Raw genomic sequence first — 15,502 nt, 5'->3', positions numbered from 1 at the left:
TGTTCTCCCTGCCGCCGACCACACCGAGCTGGGTGACCGTGGTGCTGCCGTCGGGGTTGACCGTGATCCGGTAGTTCGTCGGCGGCAGGGAGAACATCGCGATGTCGCAGTTGGTGGCCGCGGCCCCCTGGTCGCAGTCGGACGGCGCGTTGAGGTTCGCCGTGGCCCCGATCGCGGTGCCGCTGGGGTCGACGATCTCCCGGACGACGACGAGCTGCGCGGGCTTGACCGCACCGGCCGTGAGCGCGTCCTGGAGCGTGGTGGCCGCGGTCGTGCCCGGACCGAACCCGGTGGTCGCCGGGCTCTGGTTCGTGCCCTCGAGCAGATCCGTCCAGCCCAGCTCGTTCGACGTCGGTACACCCTGACCGTCGAGCGCACGGACGCTGATCCGCACCCGGAGCGCGTTGTCGCCGTCGATGATGTCGTCGTCGTCGCGGCCCTCGACGAGGTCGCTCCCGGCACCGCCGAGCAGGATGTCGCCCTCGGCCCAGACGTTGCCCCGGCCGATCCCGGCGGTGCCGCCGGTGCCGTCGGTGTTCGTCGCGCCGTCGAGCGGGCAGAAGCCTGCGGCCGCGCCGGCGACGATCGGCGTGACGTCCGTCGGGAACGTCTTCACGAGCCGGTCGAGGCCGTTGATCCGGGCCACACCCACCGGGTCGAGCGCGTTGCAGCCGCTGAACCCGCCGCCCCCGCCGATCTGCTTCGGCGGGACGATCGTGCCGCGGATCGTGTCGTTGAACCGCGAGCCGGAGTCGGCCTCGACCTCGGCCCAGCGGTCCCGGTTGGTGACGACCTGGATCGGCAGCGGGCCGAGGTTCTTGTTGATCTCCATGTCGTCGTCCGCACCGACGGTGTCGTACTGGTGGAAGGCCCAGTCGAACCCGCCCGCACCCGCGTTGCGGTCGATCGCCGCGTTCTGCGACATGAGGTCGTCGCCGCCCTCGGCGTCGTAGTCGTTCTCGCCGACCTGGCCGACGAAGACGTCGTTGCCCGGCTTGGTCTGGCCCGGGTCGTCGAAGAACGGCGCCCCGTGGTCGCCCTGGAGCAGGTCCTGGCCGGAGCCGCCCTGGATCCAGTCGTCGCCGCCGTCGCCCCAGACGACGTCCGCGCCCTGACCGGCGATGACGAAGTCGTTGCCCGGACCCGCGAACGTCTCGTTGTCGCCCGCCGCCCCGTTGACGACGTCGCTGCCGTCACCGCCCATGGTGATGTCCCCGCCGGGGCCGGCGTCGATGACGTCGTCACCGGGGCCGCCCTTGAGGATGTCGAGCCCGTCGAGGTCGGTGATCCGGTCGTTGCCGTCGCCGCCGAGGACGACGTCGTCCCCGCCCTGGGCGTCGACGACGTCGTCACCCTCGTCGCCCCACACGGTGTCGTTGTCGTTGCCGCCCTTGACCCGGTCGGTGCCGGCCGTCCCGTTGTAGACGGACTGGCCGTTGATGCCGGACGGGTCCACGGAGTTCCGCTGCTTGTAGGCGATCGTCCCGTCGGGGCTGCGGGTGAGCACCTTGGACTCGTCGCACTCGCTCTTCGGGTCGTCCTTGACGGTCCCGCCGTCCGAGACGAACCCGGCGGGCGTGCCCTTGAGGTTCTTCAGCTCGAACTTGCAGTCGGACGTCGCGAACGCGTCCGCCTTGAGCGTGTGGGTCCCTGTGGTGTTGCGCATGATGATCTCGGAGAACGAGTTGCTCTCGAGCTGGGTGCGCAGGTTCATCCCGGGCGTCCGCGCGAGGTAGTAGAAGCGGTCGCTCTCCTGGAGCAGCTCGAGCTGCAGCTGGAAGACGTAGTTGTTCGTCGAGCCCAGCAGGCCGCCGTTGAGGTTGGTCACCTCGGCGAGGCCGCCGATCCACATGTCGACGTCGTCCAGACCGGTCTTCGTGACGCCACCGGCACCGTTCGACCAGTCCTTGGCGGGCACGGCCGGGGTGTTGTCGGCGCACGCCGGCGTTGCGTCCGGGGTGTCGCACCCGGTGCCCCAGTCGGCGTCGACGCCGGGGCCCGCGTCGGCGCCCGGGTAGGCGGCGCCGAACAGGAACCAGGCCGCGTCCGCCGGCGGCTCGTCACCCGGCTGCGGGTCGACGATGGCCCGGGCGGCGGCTCGCCGGCCGGCGAGCGTCGTCGCGGACGTGATCGTCGGGTGGGTGCCGTAGGCCGCGACGAAGTTGACGAGGCTCTCGGGGTGCTTGAGGTGCTGGCCGAAGTCCTGCCAGCTCTCGTACGGCATCACCTGGCTGTCGTTCGTCGTCGCGTAGAGCTTGCGCCGCACCGCGTTGAGCGGCGGGACGCCGGCGTCCCGGGCCCGGGTGAGGTTGAGGGTCGCGAGGTCCAGGGGCAGGCCGAGGAGGTTGTTCCGGAGCACCTCCGTGACGAACTCGTCGATCTCGTTGCCGGTCTGCTCGGACGACCCCATGACGATGGCGCCGGCTGCGGCCTGCGGCGTGTACGGGGCGCTCGTCGTCGAGTGGAAGAACTCGGGCGGGTTGAGGAACGCCGTGAGCAGCGGCAGCGAGTTGTCGACCTTCGTGCCGTCGGACAGCTCGTCGAACCGGGCCACGTCGTCGTCGAGCATCGAGTGCCCGAACCGGTAGACGGCGTGCGCGAACTCCGCCTTGACCGCCGGGTTGATGTCCGGCTGGTAGACGTGGAAGGGCCGCACGGCCGGCTGCACCTTGCGGGCGAACTCCTCGAAGACGAGGTGCTGGTACTCCATCTCCGTGACGAAGCGGGCCGCCTGGAAGAGCCGCGCGCCGTTCCAGCCCTCCGGGTTCTGCGCGTTCGGCAGCTTCCACTCGGCGAGGGCCGCGACCCCGGTGGAGGACGTGTCCCCCGCGAGGACGTTCTTGATGTCGTCGACGAGACGGTCGTGCTCGGAGTGGAAGATCTGGTGCACCGTCGACAGCGCGATGTTCTCGTTGCAGCGCCCGTCGCCGCACGCGAAGTGGGCGTCGAGCAGCTCGTCGTCGTACGTGCCGGTCGGCTGGTGCGCAAAGTCCGTGGACGGCGTGCTGTCGGCGTCCGGCGTCGGCGCCACCGGCGGGGTGCCCGGGTTGTGGTCGGTGTCCTGGGGGCTCGGGTCGGCGTTGTGCGCGATGTCCGTGAGGAACGGCGTGTCGAAGCGGACGACGTTGGACGGCACCCGCACCGGGTTCGCCAGGTCGCCCTCGGCGAGGTCGGACGCCGTCGCCGTGCCACCGATGACGCACGGACCGGAGCAGACGTACTGCGGCAGGCCGTGGGCGCCGAGCACGAGGTTGCCGTACGGGTCGGTGAGGAGCATCGGGACGTCGAGGACGTCGCGGTCGACGAGCTGCAGGCCGAGCAGGTCGTGCGCCTGCTTCTTCACCGCGGCCCACGTCGACATGCCGCCCCGGCCGTCGGGCGAGCCGCTGTACGTGAGGTTCGCACCGAGCCCCGTGAGCAGCTTGCCGGTGGGCACCGGCTGGTTCGCGGCGTTGCGCACGTACTCCCGCAGGAACGCCTGGTGCGACGCGTGCGACGTGTACGTCTGCGACTGGTCGATCCACGGCGAGTCGGTGTTGTCGGCGTCCTGGACGTCGTCCGACGTGCCGAGCTGCCCGTCCGGGCCGGGCTGGTTCTGCGCGCGGCTCAGCACCATGAAGGCCTGGCTCGCCGGCACCTCGTCGCCGGTGCCCGCGAGGCCGTCGGGACCGACGGTGCGCAGCGGGTCGTCGGCCTTGAGCGGCACGAAGACCGTCCCGCTGCCCTTCACCGTCTGGTCGACACCGTGGTCGAAGAACTGGCCGAAGAACGTGAAGAGGCTGTTGAAGGGCGGCGAGAGGCCGACGTCCGTCGTGACGTTCGGGATGAAGAGCGTCTTGCCGGGCGGGGTGCACCCGCTCGGCTGCCCCTGCGCGTCGCACGGGGTCGCGCTCGCGGTGCCGTCCTGGGACCGCACGGGGTGCAGGGCTGCCGCGACCGCGGCCGGGTTCGTGACCGTCTGGTCGACGATGAGGTTGCTGATGGTCCGCGGCTCGCTGTCGTACACGATGTTGCCGGCGGTCTTCTGCTTGTAGGACGTCGAGGACGCCGCGGGGAACCCGGGAGGGCTGCTCTCGGCGTCCTTGAAGACCGCGGGAACGAGGCGCGGGAAGGGCTGGTCCGCGGCGGCGTAGGTCTCCCGGCCGGGGAACAGGTTGTTGCAGGCGCCGTCGACGGTGCGCAGGCCGTAGGCGGTGAGCCGGTCCGGGATCTGGTCGGCGGCGGGGCCGACCATCGACTGGCAGTACCAGGGGTCCTTGACCGGGTCGGGGTTGGCCGCGATCGCCGGGTCCGTCCCGAGGTAGGCCCGGGAGTGACGTTCGGCGATCTTGATCTGCTTGAGGATGTACGCCAGGTCGGACGGCGTCACCGTGAAGCCGGCGCCCACCGGCGTCGCGGCGCGGGCGTTGCCCGCGGCGAGGTTCGCGCCCGTGAACGCGACGACCGCGCACAGCACGAACCCGACGACAGCCCTGGTCCGGTGGTGGTTCAAGTGCTCGACGACGCGCGCCCCTGCGCTCATGCCAGCCCCTTATGAAGGCGCGACGCATCAGGCCGAGGAGCGCGCAGGCTCCTCGGCCGGACGGTCGGCACATGCCCCTACCCGTCCCCCGACGGGACGGTGCTGCCCCCGGTGCGCGACCTTCCCCGTCGCGCCGCCGTGGGCGGTGGTGGTGCGGTGGTGCGGGTGGTGGTACGGGTGGATCCGTGGAACACGTCCTGGTGCCGATGGTGCGCAGTGGTTCTGAGGCCTCGCAGGGGTTCGTGTGATACCCAGCCGTTCGGCCTATCGCCCCTTCGCGGGAGGACCTGGACAGACCTCCTGCGGATTGATGTTGATGTTGCCAGCCCAGGGAGGGGATGTGACCCCCTAATGCTCGGGGGCACCTGTCACCCGAACGGCCGTCGCGGGGTCATCCGAACGGATGGCAGGGCATCGGTTTCACCCGACGGGACCCGTTGCTCCACTAGGGTTCCCGCCCCCGCCCGGACGGCCCGGACCGAGCGGCGGACGGCGTAGCACCGGTGACAGGTAGCGGGCTCCGGGGCCGGTCGCGGCGAGCTCGTCGGCGGGGTTGGACAGGGCGCACCGGCGCAGCGAAAGGCAGCCGCAGCCGATGCAGCTGGTGAGCCCGTCGCGCAGCTTCTCGAGCGCGGCGATCTGCTCGTCGAGCCGCTCCCGCCAGGCCCGGGACAGCCGGGCCCAGTCGGCCTTCGTCGGCGTCCGGCCCGACGGCAGGGTGGCCAGCGCGTCGGCGATCTCCTCCAGCGTGAGCCCGACGTTCTGGGCCGCCCGGACGAACGCGAGCCGGCGCAGCACGCTGCGGTGGAAGACCCGGTGCCCGCCCGCGGTCCGGGTCGCGCCGAGCAGTCCCCGGCTCTCGTAGTACCGCAGCGCGGACGGTGCCATCCCGGCCCGCCGTGCGACCGCCCCGACCGTCAGCAGCTCGTCGCGCTCCCCCGGCATCGGCCCCTCCTCGTCACGAAAGCTCAAGCTGACGTGAACCTACCCGCCGTCCCGCTCTCGTGCGGTGCGCGCCGCCCGCGGGGTGCGCAGTGCCAGCGGCACGGCGAGCAGCAGCGGCACCGTGACGAGCGCGGTCGCCACCGGCCGGCCCGCGGGGTCGGCGGCCAGCCCCCACGTGAGGTAGAGCCCGATGGAGAGCACCTCGGAGCCGAGGCCGGCGACGGACGTGACCGTGGCCCGGGCCGCACCGCGCACCACCGCCTGGATCCGGGCCTCGACGAGGACGACGGCGGCCTGGCCCAGCCCGTAGCCGAGGCTGATCGCCACCCAGGCGGGGACCGTGGCGGCCAGGCACCCGGCCGCGAGGAGGCCGAACGCCCCCAGGCAGATCACGGCGAGCCGGCGGTCGGCACCCGGCCGGGTCGCGGCCCACGCGCCGACGACCTGCGCCGCGGTGACCGCGAGCATGACGAGCGGGACCGCGCGCTCCGAGAACCCGGTGGTGCGGGCCAGCAGCGGGAAGAACTCGTCGAGCGCGAGCGCCGCCCAGACGACCGACGCGAGCAGCACCGCCCGCCGGACCGGCGGGTGCGTCGCGGCCTCCCGGACGCCGTCCCGGAGCATGCGCCACCAGGCGCGCCAGGGGTGCTCGGGGTCGTCGTCCGGCGCGTCGTCGTCCTCGTCGTCCGGCGCGTCCTCGTCCTCGTCGTCCGGCGCGTCCTCGCCCGCGTCGTCCGGCAGCGCCAGCGGTGCCCGGCGCCAGCCGGAGCCCGCCGGGTCCGGCAGCCGCAGCGCCACGACCGCGAAGGCGAGGCAGACGACGCTGCTCGCGAGCCCGACGAGCAGGTAGCCGCCGGCGGCGAGCAGCAGCGGGGCGCTCGCGGTCGCGAGCATCATGCCGACGAGGGACGCCACGTGCGCCCTCCCGGCGACGCGCCTGTACTGCCCCTGCGCACCGTGCACCGCGAGCGCGTCGTGGACGTGCGACTCGAGCGTCCCCGAGATGAGGCTGCCGCCGAGCGCCCAGAGCCCGAACCCGAGGAGGAACGCGGGATAGGACGGCGCGACGACCCAGACCGCGAACCCGGCCGCGCGGACCACACCCGCGACGGCGACGAGCCGGTGCCGGGCGACGACGTCGCCCCACGCGCCGCTCGGGACCTCGAGCACGACGACGGCGAGCGACCACAGCGCGAACAGCCCGGCGACGCCGGCGTCCGAGACCCCGGTCTCGCTGAAGAGCAGCGCGTAGACCGGGTAGATCGGCATCGCGTCGTCGAGGCCGCGCACGAGCGCGTAGCAGCGTCCCACCCGGCGCGTGGCGCTCTCCGCGTGGGACCTCGAGGCATCCGCCTGACGGGCGGATGCAGGGCGTTCATGGGGTCAACCCGGCATGCCGCGGAGTCTAGGCAGTACCCCAGGGGCGGGCGCGAGCGGTTTTCGTCGCGCCGCGGCAGCGCCGTCTGTCCGGGAGGATGGCCGGGACAGCTGCCGGCACCGTGGAAGGCGTCCCATGATCGAGCTCCTCACCCCCACCGAGCTGGCCCGGGCCCGGGAGTCCGGTGCCCTGGTCGCCGACATCCTGCGGACGCTGCGGAGCCGGACGACGGTCGGGACGAACCTGCTGGACCTCGACCGCTGGGCGCAGGAGATGATCCTCGGGGCGGGCGCGCAGTCGTGCTACGTCGACTACGAGCCGTCCTTCGGCCGGGGCCCGTTCGGTCACTACATCTGCACGTCGGTCAACGACGCGGTGCTCCACGGGCTGCCGCACGACTACGCCCTGGCGGACGGCGACCTGCTGAGCCTCGACCTCGCCGTCGTCACCGGCGGGGTCGCCGCGGACTCCGCCGTGAGCTTCGTCGTCGGCACCGCGCGCCCCGACGGGAGCGTCGAGCTCGTCGAGACCACCGAGCGCGCCCTGCGCGCGGGGATCGCCGCGGCCGGCCCGGGGGCCCGGATCGGCGACGTCTCCCACGCCATCGGCACCGTGCTCGCGGAGGCGGGCTACCTCGTGAACACCGAGTTCGGCGGTCACGGCATCGGGTCGACGATGCACCAGGACCCGCACGTGCCGAACACCGGGCGGCCCGGCCGCGGCTACACGATGCGGCCCGGGCTCATGCTCGCCCTCGAGCCGTGGGTCATGGCGGACACCGACCGGCTCGTCACCGACGCCGACGGCTGGACCCTGCGCAGCGCGACGGGCTGCCGGACGGCGCACAGCGAGCACACGATCGCCATCACCGAGGACGGGGCGGAGGTCCTCACCCTTCAGGAGCCCGCGGACCTCGCGCAGGCGCGGCGGACGGCGCGCACGTAGGCCCGCGCGGCGACGCCCTGGAAGACCCGCACGAGCGGCCCGGCGGCCCGGGTGTACCAGCGCCCGGACCGGCTGAACGCGAGCACCGTCATCCGCACCTCGCCGTCCGCCCCGAGCCGGGCGACGAAGGCCTCCTCCCCCGTCTCCGGGTGGCCGGCGAGGGTCCCGTAGCCGAAGCCGCGCACCGTCGCCTCGTCGACGACCCAGAGCACCCGGCAGGGCGCGGCGAGCCGGAGCGGGCCGACGCCGATCCCGGACACGGTCGTCACCCCGACGTCCGCGACGGGGGCGCTCGCGGTCACCGTGATCCCGGCCCCGCGGTGCATCCCCCAGCCGCGGATGCACTTCCCCGCGGCGTCGAGCGCGGCCGGCCCCGACCCGACGACCTCGCTGTGCCGCAGGTGGTTCCAGCCCGCCGGCAGCGGCGCGTCGTCGAGCGCGGCCGCCCGGGTGGCGCCGACGTCCGGGTAGCCCGGTTCCTCGTCGAGCGACCGGGCGAGCACTGCGTCGAGTCCCATCGGTCGTCGCTCCTTCGTCGTGGTGGTCGTCGTGCTTGTCCTGCGGTCGTGGTGGTCAGAGCGGTCGCGCGCCGAGCCGGCGCCAGGCGAGGACGGCGCACAGCGCGAACCCGAGTGCGTTGGTCACCCCGTGGGTGGCCGCCATCCACGTGATCGACAGGTGCGGCAGCCCGGTCGCCTCCCCGAGCGCCCAGCTGAGCGCGAGCACCATCGTCGCCGCGAGCACGGCGGAGGAGACCGCGAGCAGACCCCGGGTGACGCGGTCCGGGCTGTGCGGCCGGACGTCGCGCCACGTCAGCCAGCCCGCCGCCCACATCCCCGCGGTGAGGACGGCGGCCCCGGCGAGCTCGACCTCGTCGCCGACGAAGAAGCCGAGCAGCACCAGGAGCGTGCCGCCCGGGACGCACAGCGCGGCCGTCGTCCCGAGCGCTCCCGCGGCCGTGGCCCGGGCGACGAGCCCGGCGACGAGTGCGGCCGCGAAGCCCGCGACGTGGAAGTGCGCGACGGTGAGCGCGAGGATCGACAGCCGGAACCCGAACAGCCGCACGCCCGCCCGTTCGGCGACGAGAGCGAGCGCGCCGACCACCGGCGTCGCGAGCGCCGTCCACACGGCGACCTCGACGACCCACCGCTGCCCCGCCCCCACCGTCCTCTGGCGGGATACGGACCCCAAACCTGCGTTTTGAGGTGCGTAGGGCGCCAGAGGACGGGCGGCGACGTAGGTCCAGGCCCGGGTCAGCGCCACGGCGGCGAGCGCCGCGGTGAGCGCGAGGTACGGCACGGCGAGCGCTGCGGTGAAGGCCCCGCGCGGCAGCCACTGCGCGGCCGCCGCGACGAACGCCGGCCCGAGCCAGACCCGGCGCAGCGCCTCGACCCCGCGCCCGCCGACCAGCCCCAGCCCGAGCGGGACGATCCCGAGCATCGCGACCGTGACGACGACCCGCACGAGTGTCAGCACGCCACCACCCCCGTACCGATCATCGACCGGTCCTCCGCGGTCGGCGCGCCGACCTCCGGTGAGACCGGCCACACCGCCGGCAGCCGGTCATGTCCGGCGTCCGGCGTCCGGCGTCCGGCGGCCTGCGTCCGGCGTCCGGCGTCCGGCTGTACCGGACTCCACAGGAACGGCCCTCGAAACCGGCGTGTCGGCGATGGGAGCGCTCTTGTGACGAGCGGCGGTACGCAGGCATCCACCGAACGGGTGGCTTATTGACCAAAGTTACTGATTACGTTATTGATCACGAATATCCGGTTAGGTTCGGATCGAGGCCTCAGGGGGAGGCCGGACGTCGGCGTGGGGGCACGCCGCGCACCAGGGGATCGAACCTTCGCGACCGCGCCGGGTATGCCGCGCGGGCGACGGGTCACGCCTGCGCGCAGCCGCCCGCCGCCGCCAGGACCACGAATCGGTGCCGCGAACGGCTGGACAGGGAGCACGAGAACGATGTCGACAGGACCACAGGGAACTCCAGCGGGCTGGTACCCGAGCGGGAACGTCCAGCGGTACTGGGACGGCGGGCAGTGGACGGAGCAGACCGCTCCGCTGCAGGGGGCCTCCGCGCAGACCGGACCGTCCCAACCCGCGCCGTCGCACTCCGCGCCGTCGCACTCCGCGCCGTCGCACTCCGCGCCGGCCGGGAACGCCCCGCGGGACAACGGGTCCGCGCCGGTCTACCCGGGCCACAGCGCTCCGCCGCGCACGAAGAAGCCGTTCTACCTCCGATGGTGGTTCCTCGCGCTGGCGGCCGTCGTCGTCATCGCCGTGCTGAGCAACCTCCTGAGCGGTGGCGACGACACGGTCACGACGGGTGCCACGGACGGCGCGTCGAGCACGGCGCCGGCGGGAACGTCGGCCCCGGCGAAGAAGAAGGCCACGTCAGCGCCGGCGAAGAAGGCACCGGGCATCGGCACACCCGTCCGCGACGGCAAGTTCCAGTTCACCGTCACGAAGGTCACCAAGGGCAAGAACCGGGTCGGCTCGGCGGACTTCGGCAAGAGCGCACAGGGCCAGTTCATCTACGTCTACGTCACCGTCAAGAACACGGGTAACGAGGCGCAGACCCTCTTCGGCGACAACCAGACGCTCATCGACGCCGAGGGGCGCAAGTTCACTCCCGACACCGAGGCCGCCATCTACCTCGACGAGTCGCAGACCTTCATCGAGGACATCAACCCGGGCAACCAGCTCAAGGGCGTCATCCTCTTCGACGTCCCGAAGGACGCGGCACCGACGAGCATCGAGCTGCACGACTCGGCGTTCAGCGGCGGCGTCGAGGTGTCGCTGAAGTAGCCGACTCCCGGCACGCGCATCGCGACGGCGTTGCCGGGGCCACGGCCCCGGCAACGCCGTCGCGCGTCAGAACCCGAGGCGCTGCAGCTGCTTCGGGTCGCGCTGCCAGTCCTTGGCGACCTTGACCCGAAGGTCGAGGTGGATCCGCTGGCCGAGGAGCGCCTCGATGCCCTGGCGGGCGCGGGTGCCGACGTCCTTGAGCCGGGCGCCGCCCTTGCCGATGACGATCGACTTCTGCGAGTCGCGCTCGACGTAGACGTGCACGTAGACGTCGAGCAGCGGGTCGTCGGCGGGGCGGCCCTCGCGGGGGTTCATCTCCTCGACGACGACGGCAAGGCTGTGCGGCAGCTCGTCGCGGACCCCCTCGAGGGCGGCCTCGCGGACGAGCTCGGCGATCATGACGATCTCCGGCTCGTCGGTGAGGTCGCCGTCCGGGTAGAGCGGCGGGCCGTCGGGCAGGTGGCTCACGAGGACGTCGGTGAGCCGGTCCACCTGGAAGCCCTCGAGCGCGGACACCGGGACGATGTCGTCGGCGTCGACGAGCCGGGACACCGCGAGGAGCTGCTCGGCGACGACCTGGCTCTGGACGGCGTCCGTCTTGGTGACGATCGCGACGACCGGGCGCTTGCGGCGCAGCTTGCGCAGCTCCGCGAGCTCGGCGGCGATGAACTTGTCGCCGGGGCCGACGGCCTGGTCGGCAGCGATGCAGAAGCCGATGACGTCGACCTCGAGGAGCGTCTCCCGGACGAGGTCGTTGAGCCGCTCGCCGAGCAGGGTCCGCGGCTTGTGCAGGCCGGGGGTGTCGACGAGCACGAGCTGGGAGTCCGGCCGGTGCACGATGCCACGGATGGTGTGCCGGGTCGTCTGCGGCCGGCTCGACGTGATCGCGACCTTCTCGCCGACGAGCGCGTTCGTCAGCGTCGACTTGCCGGCGTTCGGCCGGCCGACGAGGCACGCGAAGCCGGAGCGGAACGCGGGAAGCGTTGCGTCCGTGGGGGTCTGACCCGGCTCGAGGCGGCCGATGTCGCGGCCCGTCGTCCGCTTGCCGGTGCGCCCGTAGGTCGCGCCCTCCCGCTCGCCGCTGCCTGCGGCGGCCGTCGGCCGCCGGGGCCGTCCCGAGGACCCGCCGGGGCGTCCGCCGCCCTTGCGGCCGGCACCGCCGCTCTTGTTCTCGCCCTTGCTCATCGGTCGCGCTCCTCGTCGTCCTCGTCGTCGTCGACGGTCGGGTCGCGGCGCACGAGCACCGTCGCGAGCTGGTTGCGGCGTCCCTCGAAGCGGTCCGCCACGAGCTCGAGGCCGTCGACGCGCGCCGTCGCCCCGGCGATCGGCACCCGGCCGAGCGCCTTGGCGAGCAGCCCGCCGACGGTGTCGACCTCGTCGTCCTCGAGGTCGAGGCCGAAGAGGTCGCCGACCTCCTCGATGTGCACCCGCGAGCGCACCCGGAACGCGCCGTCGCCGAGGTCCTCGACGTCGGGCTCGTCCCGGTCGTACTCGTCGGCGATGTCGCCGACGATCTCCTCGACGAGGTCCTCGAGGGTGACGATGCCCGCGGTGCCGCCGTACTCGTCGACGACGACCGCGACGTGCCCGGCGTCCCGCTGCATCTCGCGGAGCAGGTCGTCGACGGGCTTGCTGTCGGGCACGAAGAGCGGGTCGCGCATGACCTTCTCGACCGTCTCCCCCGCGGCGACGTCCGGCCGCTCATGGAGCCGGCGGGCGACGTCCTTGAGGTAGATCATCCCGCGGACGTCGTCCAGGCCGTCGCCGACGACCGGCACCCGGGAGAACCCGGACCGCAGGAACAGCGACATCGCGGCGCGCAGGCTCGTGCCGTGGTCGACGGAGACGAGCGCGGTCCGCGGCACCATGACCTCGCGGGTCAGGGTGTCGCCGAGCTCGAAGACGGAGTGGATCATCTCCCGCTCGTCGGCCTCGATGACCTTGCTCTCGCCGGCCATGTCGACGAGCTCGCGCAGCTCGGCCTCCGACGCGAACGGGCCGTCGCGGAACCCCTTGCCCGGGGTGAGGACGTTGCCGAGCAGCACGAGCAGCCGGGCGACCGGGCCGAGGACCCGGGCCAGCGCCCGCAGCACCGGCGCGGCGACGAGCCCGACCCGGTCGGCGTGCTGCCGGCCGAGGGTGCGCGGGCCGACCTCGACGAGCACGAACGAGACCGCGGTCGCCGTCCCGATCGCCGCGAGCGCGGCCTGCCAACGGGTGGGCAGCAGGGTCAGGTAGAGCACGAGGATGCACGCGCCGGTGCTCGTGATCGCGAGGATCCGCAGGAACGCCGAGACGGACAGCGTCGGCGCTGGGTCGGCGGCGACCCGGACGAGGGCCGCCGCACCGCGGTGCCCCTCGTCCTGGAGGTCGGCAGCACGCCCGCGGGACACCCGGGACAGGGCGGCCTCGGACGCCGCGAGGAGCGCGGCGACGAGGACGAGGACGACGCAGAGGACGACGAGCCGGACGGTCGGGGTGCTCACGGCCGGGTGCTCACCGTCGTCCGCGCGTCGCGAGGAAGGTGAGGAGGAGCCGCCGCTGGAGGGCGAACATCTCCTTCTCCTCGTCGGGCTCGGCGTGGTCGTAGCCGAGCAGGTGGAGGATCCCGTGGGTCGTCAGAAGGAGCAGCTCCTCCTGCGTCGTGTGCCCGGCGGTCTCCGCCTGCTTGGCCGCGACCTGCGGGCAGAGGACGACGTCGCCGAGCAGCCCCGCGGGGGACTCCTCCTCGTCGCTGCCCGGGCGCAGCTCGTCCATCGGGAACGACAGCACGTCCGTCGGGCCGGGCTCGTCCATCCACTGCACGTGGAGCTGCTCCATCGCGGCCTCGTCGACGAGGATCACGCTCAGCTCGGCCTGCGGGTGAACCCGCATCTCGGCGAGGACGTGCCGCGACAGCGCGACGATCTCCGTCTCGTCGACGGCGACGCCGGTCTCGTTGTTGACCTCGATGCTCACGCGGGGATGCTCACAGTTCTCGGGGGCCGGCGTCGCGGCCGACGCGCGGGGAGGGCTCGCAGGGGCGGACCGGGCACGGCGTCAGCGCCGGTCCCGTCGCCGGCCGCTGACGTCCGGACGCCCCGCCGGGCGCGGCCCGGGAGCCGCCGGGGCGCTCGCCTGGCGGGAATCGTCCCAGCGCGAGTACGCGTCGACGATGTCGCTCACGAGCCGGTGCCGGACGACGTCCGCGCTGGTCAGCATGCTGAAGCTGACGTCCTCGATGCCGTCGAGGATGTCCTGGACGACGCGCAGGCCGGACTGCGTGCCCGACGGCAGGTCGACCTGGGTGACGTCGCCGGTGACGACCATCTTCGAGCCGAAGCCGAGCCGGGTGAGGAACATCTTCATCTGCTCGGGCGAGGTGTTCTGCGCCTCGTCGAGGATGATGAAGGCGTCGTTGAGGGAGCGGCCGCGCATGAACGCCAGCGGCGCGACCTCGATCGTCCCGGCGGCCATGAGGCGCGGGATCGACTCGGGGTCGACCATGTCGTGCAGGGCGTCGTACAGCGGGCGCAGGTACGGGTCGATCTTGTCCGTGAGGGTGCCCGGCAGGAAGCCCAGCCGCTCGCCGGCCTCGACCGCGGGCCGGGTGAGGATGATCCGGCTGACCCGCTTGGCCTGGAGCGCCTGGACGGCCTTGGCCATGGCGAGGTAGGTCTTGCCGGTACCGGCCGGGCCGATCCCGAAGACGATCGTGTGCTCGTCGATCGCGTCGACGTAGTGCTTCTGGTTCAGCGTCTTGGGCCGGATCGTGCGGCCCCGGTTGCTGAGGATGTTCAGCGTGAGGACGTCGGCCGGCCGCTCGCTCGTCTGCTGCCGGAGCATGCCGACGGAGCGCTCCACGGCGTCCGCGGTGAGCGGCTGGCCGCTCGCGACCACCGTGACGAGCTCGTCGAAGAGCCGCTCGACGAGGGCGACCTCGCCGAACGGGCCGTTGATCGTGATCTCGTTGCCACGGACGTGGATGTCGGCCAGGGGGAACGAGTGCTCGACGGCGCGCAGGATCTCGTCACGGGCGCCGAGCAGGCTCACCATCGCCACCTCGGGCGGCACGACGATCCGGTGCACGGCTGCGTGGGTGGGCTGCCGGCGGTCGGCCGGGGCACGCTCTGCAGGGTTCTGGTCTGCTGTCTGGTCTGACATGAGTGGCGGGAGCCGACCACCCTTCGCTCTCGTGACGATCGCTGACGTGCCGTCATCGGTACCCGGTCGGTACCCCCGGCGGCTGCGACCATGCTAACCGGCGGTGCCGACAGCACGCCGGTGAGAATCGGGCGGACCGGACCGTTCGCCGTCCGGTCACCGGTGCGGGCGGGACCGTCAGCCCGGCGGCCAGGTGAACGAGCGGCCGGCGAGCACGTGCCCGTGGACGTGGAACACCGACTGCCCGACCTCGGCACCGGTGTTGAAGACGAGCCGGTACGGGCCGCCCGCCTCCGCCGCGGCGATCCGGGAGGCCAGCGCGACGATGTCGGCGAGCGCGGCGGGGTCGGCCGCGGCGATCGCGGTGACGTCCCGGTGGTGCTCGAGCGGGATGACGAGCACGTGCGTCGGCGCCTTGGGGTCGATGTCACGGAACGCCAGGACGCGCTCGCCACGCTCGACGACGGTCGCCGGGACCTCGCCCGCGACGATGCGGCAGAAGAGGCAGTCGGCAGGGGCGCCGGCCGGCGCGCTGGTGGGGTCGGTGCTCACGGTCCGTGAGCGTAGTGCGAACCCGGGCGGGGTGTGGAGATGGTGTGCGGAAGCCCCGCCGATGTCCGCTCGCGTGGACCGCGGGCGGTCTGTGCGGGTAGAAACGAGACGCACGTTCGGTCGTGTCAACCCAGGGGCGGGGCAGGGCGTCCTCTGGTCATGACGATGGCCGCAGGCACGGCGGACGTCCTCCGGTGGGCGGGGGGCGC

The 15,502-nt window shown here is 73.0% G+C and carries 12 protein-coding genes; 2 read left to right on the top strand and 10 right to left on the bottom strand.

What is annotated here, in order from left to right; all coding sequences use genetic code 11:
* The 3 genes from EDJALFJO_RS34830 to EDJALFJO_RS04745 all read right to left on the bottom strand — a co-directional run.
* On the bottom strand, nt 1–4,522 hold a 4,522-nt coding region (locus EDJALFJO_RS34830), incomplete at its 3' end, for a peroxidase family protein (protein WP_304441268.1).
* Nucleotides 4,523–4,942: 420 nt separating this feature from the next.
* On the bottom strand, nt 4,943–5,467 hold the full coding sequence (soxR, locus tag EDJALFJO_RS04750) for a redox-sensitive transcriptional activator SoxR (RefSeq protein ID WP_088282745.1): 525 nt from the start codon (nt 5,465–5,467) through the stop codon (nt 4,943–4,945).
* A gap of 39 nt (nt 5,468–5,506) precedes the next feature.
* Complete coding sequence (locus tag EDJALFJO_RS04745) at nt 5,507–6,778, bottom strand: MFS transporter (RefSeq protein ID WP_088282743.1); 1,272 nt, start codon at nt 6,776–6,778, stop codon at nt 5,507–5,509.
* Nucleotides 6,779–6,980: 202 nt separating this feature from the next.
* Between EDJALFJO_RS04745 and map the strand changes: the two genes are divergently transcribed.
* Nucleotides 6,981–7,790 carry a type I methionyl aminopeptidase gene (gene map / locus EDJALFJO_RS04740; RefSeq protein ID WP_088282741.1) on the top strand — a complete coding sequence of 270 codons (810 nt, stop codon included), beginning with the start codon at nt 6,981–6,983 and terminating at the stop codon, nt 7,788–7,790.
* Here map and EDJALFJO_RS04735 read toward each other — a convergent pair.
* Together EDJALFJO_RS04735 and EDJALFJO_RS04730 are read right to left on the bottom strand one after the other, a co-directional pair.
* Complete coding sequence (locus tag EDJALFJO_RS04735) at nt 7,742–8,308, bottom strand: DUF1990 family protein (RefSeq protein ID WP_088282739.1); 567 nt, start codon at nt 8,306–8,308, stop codon at nt 7,742–7,744. The two genes, map and EDJALFJO_RS04735, sit on opposite strands and share 49 nt — an antisense overlap.
* Nucleotides 8,309–8,363: 55 nt before the next feature.
* Nucleotides 8,364–9,266 (bottom strand): YndJ family protein, encoded by a 903-nt coding sequence (locus EDJALFJO_RS04730; protein WP_088282737.1) that lies wholly within the window; start codon nt 9,264–9,266, stop codon nt 8,364–8,366.
* A 486-nt stretch (nt 9,267–9,752) separates the two neighbouring features.
* On the opposite strand from EDJALFJO_RS04730, the gene EDJALFJO_RS04725 reads away from it, so the two are divergent.
* Nucleotides 9,753–10,598: a DUF4352 domain-containing protein gene (locus tag EDJALFJO_RS04725; protein WP_158220286.1), complete on the top strand. Its 846-nt coding sequence runs from the start codon at nt 9,753–9,755 to the stop codon at nt 10,596–10,598.
* Nucleotides 10,599–10,664: 66 nt separating this feature from the next.
* Here EDJALFJO_RS04725 and era read toward each other — a convergent pair whose 3' ends face one another.
* The 5 genes from era to EDJALFJO_RS04700 all read right to left on the bottom strand — a co-directional run bounded on the left by era (nt 10,665) and on the right by EDJALFJO_RS04700 (nt 15,293).
* A complete protein-coding gene (era, locus tag EDJALFJO_RS04720; protein WP_088282732.1) occupies nt 10,665–11,783 on the bottom strand; it encodes a GTPase Era in 1,119 nt (372 codons plus the stop codon).
* A complete protein-coding gene (locus tag EDJALFJO_RS04715; RefSeq protein WP_088282730.1) occupies nt 11,780–13,084 on the bottom strand; it encodes a hemolysin family protein in 1,305 nt (434 codons plus the stop codon). Before EDJALFJO_RS04715 ends, era begins: the two co-directional genes overlap by 4 nt.
* A 10-nt stretch (nt 13,085–13,094) precedes the next feature.
* Nucleotides 13,095–13,556, bottom strand: a complete 462-nt coding sequence (ybeY, locus tag EDJALFJO_RS04710) for an rRNA maturation RNase YbeY (RefSeq protein ID WP_088282728.1) — start codon at nt 13,554–13,556, stop codon at nt 13,095–13,097.
* An 81-nt stretch (nt 13,557–13,637) separates the two neighbouring features.
* On the bottom strand, nt 13,638–14,741 hold the full coding sequence (locus EDJALFJO_RS04705; protein WP_088282726.1) for a PhoH family protein: 1,104 nt from the start codon (nt 14,739–14,741) through the stop codon (nt 13,638–13,640).
* Nucleotides 14,742–14,918: 177 nt separating this feature from the next.
* On the bottom strand, nt 14,919–15,293 hold the full coding sequence (locus tag EDJALFJO_RS04700; protein ID WP_088282724.1) for an HIT domain-containing protein: 375 nt from the start codon (nt 15,291–15,293) through the stop codon (nt 14,919–14,921).
* Between the last annotated feature and the right edge of the window lie 209 nt (nt 15,294–15,502).

It is taken from the genome of Kineosporia sp. A_224 (genome assembly GCF_002198655.1).
Classification (GTDB): Bacteria; Actinomycetota; Actinomycetes; order Actinomycetales; family Kineosporiaceae; genus R-H-3.
This window is presented reverse-complemented; position numbering and strand designations above follow the sequence as displayed.